The organism is Onishia taeanensis (genome assembly GCF_003268885.1).
Classification (GTDB): domain Bacteria; phylum Pseudomonadota; class Gammaproteobacteria; order Pseudomonadales; family Halomonadaceae; genus Onishia; species Onishia taeanensis_A.
Window position 1 is genome coordinate 100,037 of sequence record NZ_QLSX01000005.1, and the last position, 12,502, is coordinate 112,538.

Genomic DNA, 12,502 nt, shown 5'->3' on the forward strand with positions numbered 1-12,502 from the left:
TCAGTGGTAGCCTTCGCCGGTCCGCACCTTGCCGCGGAATACCCAGTAGGTCCAGGCGGTGTAGGTCAGAATGATGGGGATCACGAACAGCATGCCCAGCAGCAGGAAGAGCTGGGATTCCGGCGCCGACGCGGCGTCCCAGATGGTGTAATCCGGCGGCACTATCACCGGCCACTTGCTCGCCACCAGCCCCAGATAGGTGAAGATGAACATGCCCAGTGTGGCCACGAAAGGCATGCCTTCACGGCGATGGCTCACCCAGCGATAGATGCCATAGGCACAGGCCATTGCCAGCACCGGCAGCAGCCAAATCAGCGAGGCCTGACCGAACCAGCGCTCACGCACGCTACCGTCGACGAAGGGGGTCCAGGCACTGATGATGGCGAACACCACCAGCACTGCGGCCAACAGCTTAGGCGTTATGCGATAGGCCCACTCCTGAACGTGGCCTTCCGACTTCAATATCAGCCAGGTGGCACCCAGTAGGGAGTAGCCCGCCACCATGCCAAGGCCAGTGAGCACGGTAAACGGAGTCAGCCAGTCCAGTGCACCGCCGACATAGACGAAGCCTTCGGTCTCGAAACCCTGAATGTAGGTACCGACTACCGCACCCTGGGCGAAGGTGGCGACCGCCGAGCCCCAGCAGAAGGCACGGTTCCACCAATGGCGATTACGCTTGGACTTGAAGCGAAACTCGAAGGCCACGCCACGGAAGATCAACCCGGCCAGCATCAGGAAGACGCCGATATAGAGCGCCGGCAGGAACACCGAGTAGACCAGCGGGAAGGCGCCCAGCAGGCCCGCTCCACCCAGCACCAGCCAGGTTTCATTGCCGTCCCAGATCGGTGCCACGGAGTTCATCATCACATCCCGTGAATCTTCATCCGGGGCGAAGGGAAAGAGGATGCCAAGGCCCAGATCGAAACCGTCCATCAGCACATACATGATGATCCCGAAGCCGATGATGCCGGCCCAGATCAATGACAAGTCGAAGGTTTGCATGGCTTAGCTCCTGACCGGATGACCGGCATCATCGTCGAAGGGAATGTGAGCGGCGGAAAGCGGACGCTTGGCACGCTCGATATCATCGACCACGGTTTCCTGATCGTGGGGCAGCATCCCCTGACGAATAACCCGCAACAGGTAATAAACTCCGCAGCAGAACACCACGGCATAGACCGCGATGTACCCGATCAGCGTGAACAGCGCCATACCGCCGGTCAGCGATGGTGTCAGCGCCTCGGCCTGTGTCATCAGGCCGTAGACCAGCCAGGGCGACCGGCCCCCTTCGGTGACGAACCAACCGGCCAGTACTGCGATAAAGGGCGAGACCCCCATGGCAACCAGCACCTTGAGGTAGCGATCACTCTTGTAGACCCGACCGCCGCGACGCAGCACCAGGCCGGCCACCGCCACACCAATCATCGCAAGGCCCAGCGCCACCATCACGCGGAAGGACCAGAACACCAGCGGTACGAACGGCTGCTCATCGCGCGGCACGTCCTTGAGACCGGGCACCACCCCATTCACGTCGTGCCTCAGGATCAGGCTGGCCAGGCTCGGGATACCAATCTCAAAACGGTTTTCCTGGGCATCCATGTCTGGCAGTGCAAACAGCAGCAGCGGCGTATGAGACTGGGTTTCCCAGTTGCCTTCCATGGCCGCCACCTTGGTCGGCTGATGCTCGAGGGTATTGAGGCCGTGGAAGTCACCGATCACCGCCTGAGCCGGCGCCAGCACCAGCAGCAGCCACAGACACATGGACAGTGCCTTCTTGTTGGCCGACTCATCGCGACCTCGCAGCAGGTAGTAGGCGCTGACGGCCGCGACCACGAAGCCGCCCGTCAGGAAGGACGCTGTAGCCATGTGCAGGAAGCGATACCAGAAGGACGAATTGAAAATCGCTGTCGACCAGGAGGTCACGTGGAAGGTGCCATCAATCAGCTCAACGCCGGCCGGTGTCTGCATCCAGCTATTGGCAGAGAGGATCCAGAAGGCAGAGATAAAGGTCCCCATGGCCACCATGGTAGCGGCAAACAGGTGGACCCCTTGCGGGACCTTGCCACGACCGAACAGCAGCACGCCGAGGAAGCCCGCCTCGAGGAAGAATGCCGTCACCACCTCATAGCTGAGCATCGGCCCCAGGAAGTTGGCCGAAGCCTGAGCGAAATTGCTCCAGTTGGTGCCGAACTGGAAGGACATCACGATGCCGGACACCACCCCCATGCCGAACACCACCGCAAACACCCGTGTCCAGAAGATCGCGAGACGCTCCCAGGCGGGGTTGCCGTTGGCAAAGAAAAGACCATTCAGCAACGCGATGTAGGACGCCAACCCGATCGTGAAGACCGGAAAGATGGCGTGGAAGGACACCACGAACGCGAACTGAAGACGCGACAGAATGAGTGGATCAAGCTCCATAAGAGCCTCCTAGTCCTTGGATAATGGCAATACCGCTAGTGGAATTCACTGCCATGCATTGAGGATACAACTGACAGAACCAATGCTAAGGCAAAGCTGCATGAAAATCGTCGTTTGAGGTGTGTCGCGATGCCGCACTTGTCCCTGTAGAACCTGTGTTCTTTTGCCGCACACCTGGTTCACAGGGACTAGGCTTTATTCCGTTAAGTCAAACGTCTGCCAGCAATACGACTCGGATCAGATAGATGCTGTAACCGAGGAAAAGGGCCAGTAGCAGCCCACCCTCGAGGCGATTGATGCGACCGCCGCGCCCCTTGAACCCGATGGCAAACACCGTCATCGCCAGGGTCATCACCGCCATGACCGGCCAGTCCCGAAACATGACCTCGCCGCCTACCTGAATCGGCGTAATCACGCCGGCAAGTCCTACCACACCCAGGGTGTTGAAGAGGTTCGAGCCCACCACATTCCCCAGCACCAGGTCGTGCTCGCCACGCCGCAGGGCACTTAATGAGGAGGCAAGCTCCGGCAACGAGGTACCAATTGCCACGACCGTCAAGCCGATGATCAGGTCGCTGACGCCGAAGGTCTGAGCAATGGCCACCGCGCCCCAGACCAGCAGACGGGAGCTCGCCACCAACAGCACCAGCCCCACCAGCGTCCAGAGCACACTGACCTTAAGCGACATCGGATGGCTGTCGAGACTGTGGTCGGTTTCGCTTGCCAAGGTGTCGCTGGCGACCTCCGTCTGGCGCCCCTGCCAGATACTCGCGGCGATAAAAATCGCCAGGGCCAGCAGCAGAACGATCGACTCCGCGGTGCTGATCACTCCATCGCGAAGCTGCCAGGCAGACAAAAGTGTAGCAGCACAGAGGATAGGCAACTCCCGGCGCAGCACACCGGACTGCACTGCCAGTGGTGCGATCAGCGCCACCAGCCCGAGAATCAGACCAATGTTGGTGATGTTGGAGCCATAGGCGTTGCCCAGCGCCAGGCCAGGATTATCCTGAGCCGCCGCCAGCGCCGAGACCATCAGCTCCGGGGCCGAGGTGCCAAAGCCGATCACCAGCATGCCAATCAGCAGGGGCGACAGCCCCAGATAACGGGATGTCGCTGCCGCCCCGTCGACAAATCGCTCGGCGCTCCATACCAAGAGCGCCAGTCCTGCGACGACCGCCAATATTGGCAAGCCCATATATCCCTCTCCTTTTAATTCCTGCGTGGTCTTGTCTATCGCCGCGTGCCGCCGCCGCACTGTAGCATCGTCAACCGTCGTGATTGTATGTATTCGACCAGCCGTCATAATGGGGGAAAGAAGGAACTTGGCCTTGATCGATACGCTCACCCCAGACCCGCACCTTCCCGTGCAGGAAGGCCCTCCCGAGGCCCATATGTCTCGGCGGCGCCTGCGCGCCTGCCATGAATGCGACTGGCTGGTGCGCTTGCCGCCGCTGCACCACGGCCAGAGCGCCGACTGCCCGCGCTGTGGCCATACGCTATCGACGCGACATTACCGCCCCGCTCAGCGCAGCCTGGCCCTGGCCATTGCCGCGCTGCTCGCCCTGATCATGGCCGTTAGCCTGCCCTTCGTCAGCTTCCAGGTCAGTGGCATTGGCAATCGCATCGTCCTCACCCAGACCGCCACCAGCCTGATTGCCATGCATCAGCCGCTGGTGGCGATCGGCGTGGTGCTGACCACGATCGTCTTACCGATGGTCTACCTGGTCAGCGTTATCTGGCTGCAGATCGGCCTGCTACGACGCACCCTGCTGCCGGCCAGTCGCGACATTGCCAGGGCCCTGTCCCACCTGCACCCCTGGATGATGGCGGATGTCTTCATCATTGGCGCCCTGGTCAGCCTGATCAAGATTGCCGGCATGGCCGAGGTCTCGCTGGGCCTGGCCTTCTGGGCCTTCTGCTGCTTTGCCCTGCTGTTACTGTTGACGACCCAATCGCTGGATGCCGACTGGATGTGGTTCTCGCTGGTCGGCGAGCCCGCCGCACCTGAAGGTGTCGTGACGGGTGCCCGGGCCTCGCCCCAGGGCCTGACCGGCTGCCCTACCTGCGGTCTGGTCAATCGCCTGGACACGGACGGCAGCGGACGCTGTCAGCGCTGCGGCGAGCGACTGCATGCACGACTGCCTTATAGCCTGCAGCGCACCTGGGCCCTGCTGGCGGCAGCGACCCTGCTCTACCTGCCCGCCAATCTATATCCGATCATGATCACCACGTCCCTGGGCCATACGGAACCTTCGACAATCATCGGCGGGGTCATCACGCTGTGGCAGCATGGCTCCTATCCGATTGCCGCCGTCATTTTCATCGCCAGTATTCTGGTGCCGGTGAGCAAGCTAATCGCCATGGCCTGGCTGTGCCTGAGGGTGCCTCGCAGCGATGATCTGCAGGGCGTATCACGCACTCGCCTGTACCGCATCACCGAGTTTGTCGGGCGCTGGTCGATGGTCGATGTGTTCGTGGTGGCCATCCTGGTGGCGCTGATTCGCGCCGGCAACCTGATGTCCATCGCCCCGGGGCCGGCCGCTCTGGCCTTCGGCGCGGTCGTCGTACTGACCATGCTCTCGGCCATGGCCTTCGATCCGCGGCTGATATGGGATCCACCCCTGACCCGACCCGGCCACAGCGACACCGGGCATGGCGACGACATGCCGCCCTCTTCTTCCGATCACAAGGACGTTGCCCATGACCACTGAGCCACATGGCCAGGACACGCCGCCCACCCGCGCCAGTATCAGCCGGCATTCGCGGCTGTCACCGATCTGGATCGTCCCGCTCGTCGCGTTGCTGATCGGCGCATGGCTGCTGTATGACGATTACGTAAGCCGCGGCCCACAGATCACGCTGATCATGAGCAACGCTGAGGGCATCGAGGCCGGCAGCACCCTGATCAAGACCCGCAACGTCGAGATCGGCCGTGTCGAGCAGGTGCGGCTATCCAGCGACCTGAGCCATATCCGGGTGATCGCCCGCATGAGCCCTGATGTGGAGCCCATGCTGGTCGAGGACACCCGCTTCTGGGTCGTCAAGCCCCGCATCGGCCGGGAGGGCATCAGCGGTCTCAACACCGTGCTGTCAGGCGCCTACATCCAGCTGCAACCCGGCAGCAGCGAGGAGCCGAGTAACCGCTTCGAGGTGCTCGACCAACCTCCGGTGGCGCCCGCCGATGCCAAGGGCATCCGCGTCAACCTGGTGGGTCAGCTCGGCAATTCGCTGAGCGTCGGCGACCCCGTCACCTACCAGGGGTTCACCGTCGGCCGGGTCGAGGAAGCTCGCTTCGATCCCGAAACCCGCCGGATGCGCCACCGCGCCTTCATCGAAACCCCCTATGACGTGCTGGTCACCGACAGCACCCGCTTCTGGCCGGCCAGCGGCATCGACCTGAAACTCGATTCAGAAGGCGTGAGCGTCAACGTCGAATCCCTTGAAGCACTACTTGGCGGCGGCGTGACCTTCGGCGTCCCCGAGGATGTGCCCCTTGGCCAGCCGGTGTCAGAGGACACGACCTTTACGCTCTACGAGGATGCCGAAAGTGCCCGCCAGGGAACCTTCAACCGCTACCTGGAATATGTCCTGCTGGTCGATGACACGGTGCGCGGTCTGTCTCGGGGGGCGCCGGTGGAATTCCGTGGTGTACGTGTCGGCACCGTGGCAAGCGTTCCCTGGGAGTTCAGCATCGATCAACGCTCGCGCCGCTCGGGCTTCGCCATCCCCGTGCTGATCCGCATCGAGCCACAGCGGCTCGGCGAGGATCTTGAGAGCCTGGATATCGAGACCTGGCGAAAGCGCTTCGAAGGCTGGTTCGAGAACGGCCTGCGGGCCTCGCTGAAGGCCGGCAACCTGCTCACTGGCGCACTCTATGTCGACCTCAACTTCCAGCGCCCCGCCGCCAACGAATATCTGGCCGACAGCTACCAGGACCGCCCGGTGTTCCCCACGACACCGGCTGGGCTTGCGCAGATCGAGCAGAAGGTCTCGAGCCTGCTCGACAAGCTCAATGGTCTCGAGGTGGAACCCGTGCTCGACGGTTTGAACCGCAACCTCGCCGCCTCGCGGGATATGCTCGAGGAAGTGCGGGCGCTGACCGAAAGCGTCAAATCGCTGACCGACAACCCCGACACGCAGAACCTGCCGGGCACACTCACCTCGACCCTGAAAGAGCTCAGGACCACCCTTGAGGGACTGTCACCAGGGTCCACGGCCTACGACGAGCTGACCGGCAGCCTCGAGCGTTTCGACGCCCTGATGCGTGACCTGGAGCCGGTCGCCAAGACCCTGAGCGAGCAACCCAATGCCTTGATCTTCGATCGCCCCCGCGGCGAGGATCCTCAACCGCGAGCCCCCCGATGAACGGCAAGGAGAGCACGATGACCGTGATCCGTACCCTGGTCCTGCTGGGCCTGTTGAGTTGGCTTGCCGGCTGCGCCACCAGCGCCGCGCCGACCCGCCACTATGGTCTGCCACCCGATCAGATGGCCGCCCCTCAAGCCGGCATCAGCGCGACGAACGGCCAGCGAAGCGATCCACAGGTGCTGGTCGTTCGCCCGCTGGCTGTGGCGAGTTTTCTCGAGCAGCAAGGCATCGTGCTGCAGCTTGACGACATCACCTTGAACCCGGCCCAGGACCACCTCTGGGCCGAGGAACTCGGCCCGATGCTCGAACGCGGCCTGCGGCGCCGTCTGGCCCATCGCCTGCCGAGCACTCGCATACTGGCAGAAGCCAACCCGGCGGCACCGCCCAGGGCCATGACCCTGCGTCTGGAAATCGAGAGCTTCCAGGGCCGTTACGATGGCCAGGCAGTGGCCGCCGGGCAGTGGCAGTTGCGTGACGCCGAGGGCAAGTTGCTGACCCTTGATACCTTCGAGGTCGAAACACCGCTGGATGCCGATGGCTACCCGGCCCTCGTGCGGGCCCTCGGCCAGAGCTGGGATGAGCTGGCCGACCGGCTCGCCGAACGTATCCGCAGGTTACGCTGAGCGGGCGAAGCGCCATAAAGCTGCGCCCAGCAGATTTTTCTGTCATCATGCGCATCCGCGGCACTTTATGGTCCCTCCTGCCGCGTCTGTCACCGATTTTTTCCTCACGGCACCGCCCGGGACTCGCGCCACCTCACCGGCGAGCGGCGGTGACGTGTTATCCGGAGTTTGCATGAGCTTTTCCGACCTTGGCCTGCGTAGCGAACTGCTGCGCGCCGTCGAAGAACAAGGCTATACCGTTCCCACCCCCATCCAGCTCAAGGCCATCCCGGCCGTGCTCAAGGGTGGTGATCTCCTCGCCAGTGCCCAGACCGGCACCGGCAAAACCGCCGGCTTCACCCTGCCACTGTTGCAGCGTCTCGCCGACGGCCCGCGCCCCAAGGCCCGTCAGATTCGCGCCCTGGTGCTGACCCCGACCCGTGAGCTTGCCGCCCAGATCGGCGAAAATGTTACCGGCTATGGCCGCCACCTGAACCTGACCTCCAAGGTGATCTTCGGCGGTGTCGGCCAGCAGCCCCAGGTCGATGCCATCCGTCCGGGCCTCGATATCCTCGTCGCCACCCCGGGTCGCCTGCTGGACCTGCATCAGCAGCGTCACATCGACCTCTCCCAGGTCGAGACCCTGGTGCTCGATGAAGCCGACCGCATGCTCGACATGGGCTTCATCCACGACATCAAGAAACTCCTGCGCCTGCTCCCGGCGAAGCGCCAGAACCTGCTGTTCTCGGCGACCTTCTCCAACGAGATCCAGACGCTGGCCAATCAGCTGCTCGACAAGCCGACGATGATCGAAGTAGCGCGGCGCAACACCACCGCCGAGACCGTCGATCAGGCCATCTACAAGGTCGACCGCGAGAAGAAACGTGAGCTGCTGGCCCACCTGATCACCGAGCATCAGTGGTATCAGGTGCTGGTCTTCACCCGCACCAAGCACGGCGCCAACCGCCTAGCCGAGCAGCTCTCGAAGCAGAACATCCCGTCGATGGCGATCCACGGCAACAAGAGCCAGTCTGCGCGCACCAAAGCGCTGGCGGCCTTCAAGTCGGGAGACCTGCAAGTGCTGGTGGCCACCGACATCGCCGCCCGTGGCCTGGATATCAGCGAGCTGCCCCATGTGGTGAACTTCGAGCTGCCCAACGTGGCGGAAGATTATGTCCACCGTATCGGCCGCACCGGCCGTGCCGGCAGCGAAGGTCAGGCGGTCTCGCTGGTCTGCGTCGACGAACATGGTCTGCTCAAGGGCATCGAGCGGCTGATCAAACGCGACCTCGAGAAGCGCATCGAGCCGGGCTTCGAGCCCGACCCCAACGCCAAGCCGGAGCCCATCGAAAACGGTCGCGGCAAGGGCAGCGGTCGCGGACGTTCTGGAAGCGGCCGCGGTGGAAACGGGGACACTGGCCGTGGTGGAAATGGCAATGGCCGCGGCGGCAATGGCGGCAATGGCCAGCGCCGTCAGGATGAGGCCCGCGCGCCTCGCCGCCGCGCTCGGCGCCCCCAGCAGGCCTGATGACGCCGGGTGCCTGAGACACCTGTGGCGGAGTTTGCGCCCGCAGGAGCAATTCCGATGCCGCCGCTGGCGGCATCGTCTCCAAAAGGCGGCGCAAGGATGCGTCAATGGTGACAAGTGAGAAGGAATCTCATGTTCAACTGGATAGCTCGCCATAAACCGCCAGTGGTCTGGATCATCAAGCAACTCGACGACCTCGAGCAGCTTGATGCTCAAGTTCTGCACCTCTGCGGCCAAGGTGAGGCTATCGGTCCGGGCAGCGTCCGAAAACGCCGAAAAGACCTGGCCAAGGGGGACTTCCAAGGCCAGATCCGCCTCTCGGACTCAGGCATCACTCTGCATGCTGAGCTGTTCTCAGCCCTGGTGCCCGTTGATGACCTGGAATGGCTGGACCAACGACATGTTCGCTGGCAAGCGCGCCTTTGGAGAGTTGCCTGGGTACCTGAGCGTTGCTGGGCCTATCGAGGGCCACTGACCATCGATGATGCGACGGGTCCCGAGGGGAGTCTTATCAGCACCGAGGATATGAGCATCTTTCGAGAGAAGCTCAGCACCCGCAACACGCCCGCTCCCTCCAGTCGCTGGTGGGAACTTGTAGCACTTGGTGACGAACAGCGGCGCTTCGATTACACATCGATCCCAGACTCGCACCGACTGGCCGCGAACTCCCGAAAGCGCTGAACGCTTTCCTATCTAGATATCACTGCCATGACCAACACCACCACGCCTCGCACACCGCTGCTGGGTTTTCTGCTGCTGATGATCCTGGTCGGGATCAACCTGCGCCCGGCGCTATCGTCGCTGGCGCCCGTGCTGGCTCGCATCCAGGCGGATACTGGGCTTTCCCCGACCAGCATCGGCGCCTTGACCACCCTGCCTGTCGTCTGCCTGGGACTCTTCGCCCCGCTGGCACCCTGGCTTGCCAAACGGGTCGGCGCGGAGCGCGCCCTGTCTCTGGCGCTGGTGCTGTTGGCACTGGCGCTTTCGTTGCGGGCATCGACCCCGACCTGGCTCCTGTTTCTCGGCACCTTGCTGGCGGGTGGCGCCATCGGTATTGCCGGCAGCCTGCTGCCTGCCCTGGTCAAGCGCGAGCTGCCCCAGGGCGCCGATTTGATGACCGGCGTCTACACCATGGCCCTGTGCCTGGGGGGCGCGATGGGGGCCGGCCTAAGCATCCCCCTTGCCGATGCCTTAGGCAGCTGGCGGTTGGCGCTAGGCAGTTGGGCCCTGATCGCCGTGATGGCCCTGGTGGTCTGGCGTTGGCGCATGCCACACCCCTGGCCGGATCGCCAGGCGGCCTCCACGCCCGCTCCCAAGGCTCGGCTGCTGAAAAGCGCCCTGGCCTGGCAGGTCACGCTATTGATGGGATCGATGTCATCGCTTGCCTATATCGTCTTTGGCTGGCTGCCGGTGCTGCTGCAGCGCCGTGGCCTCAGCGAACAGGAGGCCGGCTGGCTGCTGGCCATATCGGTCATGTTCCAGTTGGTGTCGGCCATAGGCGCGCCCTGGCTTGCCCGGCTCGGCCGCGACCAGCGACCTGCCCTGCTGCTGATGCTTGCTGCCAACGGCGCCGGCATGATGCTACTGCTGCTCGGTCCGGTGGAGTATCGCTGGCCGGGCGTGGTGTTACTGGGTCTCGGCCAGGGCGGCTGCTTCAGCATGGCCCTGACCCTGGTGGTACTGCGCAGCGGCGACTCACGGCTTGCCGGCAAGCTGTCGGGCATGGCTCAAGGGATCGGCTACTGCCTGGCAGCCCTGGGACCCTTGGGCATCGGTATCCTGCTGGATCGCGGCGCCACCTTGCCTCAGGTCTGCCTGATGCTGGGCGCCATCCTGATGCTCGCGGTGATTTTCGCCCTGTTCGCCGGACGTAACCGTCGCCTGGAATTCGATGGGGACGGGCAGCTCGTCACGAAGCATCGCCCTTGAGCACTGCAGCTGAGTAACGTTCCTGAGTGCCATTGCTAAGTACCATTGCTAAGTACCATTGCTGAGTAGCTTCCCTGGATACCAGCGAAACCACGACGCACCACGCACCAAGAAAAAGGCCGCCGAGCATGCTCGGCGGCCTTTTTGTTTTATGTGATGAGCATTCATCACCTTGGCGAGCTAGTCGCGAGAAGACGGACAGGGGGCGCCACAGGGGGCGCAGGCAGTGCTGTCGCGCTGATTGAGCGTGGTCTCGACGTTGCCGTTGCCCATATTGAAAGCGAATGTCGGGCTGTTCAGGTGATCGACCAGCACCAGCCCGAGGATCGCGACCAGTACCAGAATCACCCGATAACGCTTGTAGGCGGCTTGCATGAAAGGCTCCTTGAATCAGTTGGGCAGGCGAAACCAGGGCCGCAGGCGAATGCCGATCAGCGACCCGAGGAATGCCGAGGCAAACCAGATCCAGGCATGCAAACTCGCCGAGCCAATGCCCGAGAACAGCGCGCCGATGTTGCAGCCAAAGCCCAGGCGCGCGCCGTAGCCAAGCAGCAGGCCGCCGATCACCGCCGCCAGGAACGGCCGGCCTTCCGGCCGCTTGCGACTGGCCTCGTTGAAGCGATTGGCAAGCCCAGCGGCCAGCATGGCACCCAGCAACAGACCGAAGTTCATCACCGAGGTGATGTTGACCAGCACCGAGTCCTTGAGCGCCATGGCCGGATAGTCCCAGGTCCAGAACTCGAACTGGCTCATGTCGACGCCGACCGCCTGCAGCCCCTTGGCGCCCCATAGGTTGAAGGCGAAGGTAATGCCCCAGGGCGAACCACCGACGACTAGGGTCATGACGTTGCCCAGCGCCAGTGCCAGGATCGCCCAGGCGAAAGGCCAGCGACCGCTGACCAGGGTGCGGAGCACCCCATGCTCGCCGCCCGTCAGACGCAGCTCGCTGCGCTCGATATGGCCATGAGTGCGCCGCTCGCGGCGATCGACCCACACCCAGAGCCCAGCCAGCGCGACCAACTGAATGCCGATGGCACCGGCAATGCCGAGGCCATCGATCAGGCTCACCGGATCGAAGCCCGGCTGGTCGAGCCACCAGGGCAGGTGCAGGGAGCCGAGTACGGCCCCGACGATGAAGAACAACAGGGTCACGGCCATGCGAAGATTACCCGCTCCTACCGTGAACAGCGTGCCAGAACCGCAGCCGCCCCCCAGTTGCATGCCCAGGCCGAACATGAAGGAGCCCACCACCAGCGAAGTGCCTACCGGCGCCACGGCACCGATCAGGTCATCCTGATCGCTGCCAAGGATCGGCACCATCAGCACGGCTGTCAGGCCAAAGAGCAGCAGCTGGGCGCGCATGCCGCCGCCGCGGTGCTTGACGACCAGGTTGCGCCAACCGGCGGTGAAGCCGAAGGCACCGTGATAGAGCGCCACACCGAGCAGCGCTCCGATGGCAAACAGCACCAGCAGGAATGGCGCGGTCTCGAGCCAGATCAGCCCACCCAATAGCACTAGGCCAACGAGTGCCGCGCCAACCACGAAACGATCGATCCGCCAGCCCTCGCTGGCGATCGATGAAGAACTTGCTTGTTGCATGATGCATCCCGTCCAGTCAGAAAAACGGGCGACAGCCGCCGCCATCGCCCGCGCA

11 protein-coding genes are annotated in these 12,502 nt (G+C 63.3%); 6 read left to right on the forward strand and 5 right to left on the reverse strand.

Features of this window, described 5'->3' with window-relative positions; all coding sequences use genetic code 11:
* The 3 genes from cydB to BCL93_RS08430 form a co-directional block, all read right to left on the reverse strand.
* Complete coding sequence (gene cydB / locus BCL93_RS08420) at nt 1-1,002, reverse strand: cytochrome d ubiquinol oxidase subunit II (RefSeq protein ID WP_112054836.1); 1,002 nt, start codon at nt 1,000-1,002, stop codon at nt 1-3.
* A 3-nt stretch (nt 1,003-1,005) separates the two neighbouring features.
* Nucleotides 1,006-2,421, reverse strand: coding sequence for a cytochrome ubiquinol oxidase subunit I (locus BCL93_RS08425; RefSeq protein WP_112054837.1), 1,416 nt, complete (start codon nt 2,419-2,421; stop codon nt 1,006-1,008).
* 208 nt (nt 2,422-2,629) lie between these two features.
* On the reverse strand, nt 2,630-3,616 hold the full coding sequence (locus tag BCL93_RS08430; RefSeq protein ID WP_112054838.1) for a calcium/sodium antiporter: 987 nt from the start codon (nt 3,614-3,616) through the stop codon (nt 2,630-2,632).
* Nucleotides 3,617-3,725: 109 nt separating this feature from the next.
* Here BCL93_RS08430 and BCL93_RS08435 point away from each other — a divergent pair, with 109 nt between their 5' ends.
* From BCL93_RS08435 to BCL93_RS08460, 6 genes are all read left to right on the forward strand, one after another.
* Nucleotides 3,726-5,132, forward strand: a complete 1,407-nt coding sequence (locus BCL93_RS08435) for a PqiA/YebS family transporter subunit (protein ID WP_112054839.1) — start codon at nt 3,726-3,728, stop codon at nt 5,130-5,132.
* Nucleotides 5,122-6,786 carry an intermembrane transport protein PqiB gene (gene pqiB / locus BCL93_RS08440; RefSeq protein ID WP_112054840.1) on the forward strand — a complete coding sequence of 555 codons (1,665 nt, stop codon included), beginning with the start codon at nt 5,122-5,124 and terminating at the stop codon, nt 6,784-6,786. The genes BCL93_RS08435 and pqiB overlap by 11 nt, the downstream gene beginning before the upstream one ends.
* A gap of 17 nt (nt 6,787-6,803) precedes the next feature.
* Complete coding sequence (locus BCL93_RS08445; RefSeq protein WP_112054841.1) at nt 6,804-7,412, forward strand: PqiC family protein; 609 nt, start codon at nt 6,804-6,806, stop codon at nt 7,410-7,412.
* A gap of 172 nt (nt 7,413-7,584) precedes the next feature.
* Nucleotides 7,585-8,919, forward strand: a complete 1,335-nt coding sequence (locus tag BCL93_RS08450) for a DEAD/DEAH box helicase (protein ID WP_112054842.1) — start codon at nt 7,585-7,587, stop codon at nt 8,917-8,919.
* Between the two features lie 132 nt (nt 8,920-9,051).
* Nucleotides 9,052-9,600, forward strand: coding sequence for a hypothetical protein (locus BCL93_RS08455; RefSeq protein ID WP_112054843.1), 549 nt, complete (start codon nt 9,052-9,054; stop codon nt 9,598-9,600).
* A 27-nt stretch (nt 9,601-9,627) separates the two neighbouring features.
* Nucleotides 9,628-10,848 carry an MFS transporter gene (locus BCL93_RS08460; protein WP_258396171.1) on the forward strand — a complete coding sequence of 407 codons (1,221 nt, stop codon included), beginning with the start codon at nt 9,628-9,630 and terminating at the stop codon, nt 10,846-10,848.
* Nucleotides 10,849-11,028: 180 nt separating this feature from the next.
* Here the strand turns inward: BCL93_RS08460 and BCL93_RS08465 are convergent, their stop codons facing one another.
* Complete coding sequence (locus BCL93_RS08465; protein WP_112054844.1) at nt 11,029-11,223, reverse strand: hypothetical protein; 195 nt, start codon at nt 11,221-11,223, stop codon at nt 11,029-11,031.
* 15 nt (nt 11,224-11,238) lie between these two features.
* Nucleotides 11,239-12,447: a YeeE/YedE family protein gene (locus tag BCL93_RS08470; RefSeq protein WP_112054845.1), complete on the reverse strand. Its 1,209-nt coding sequence runs from the start codon at nt 12,445-12,447 to the stop codon at nt 11,239-11,241.
* Nucleotides 12,448-12,502: the final 55 nt, after the last annotated feature.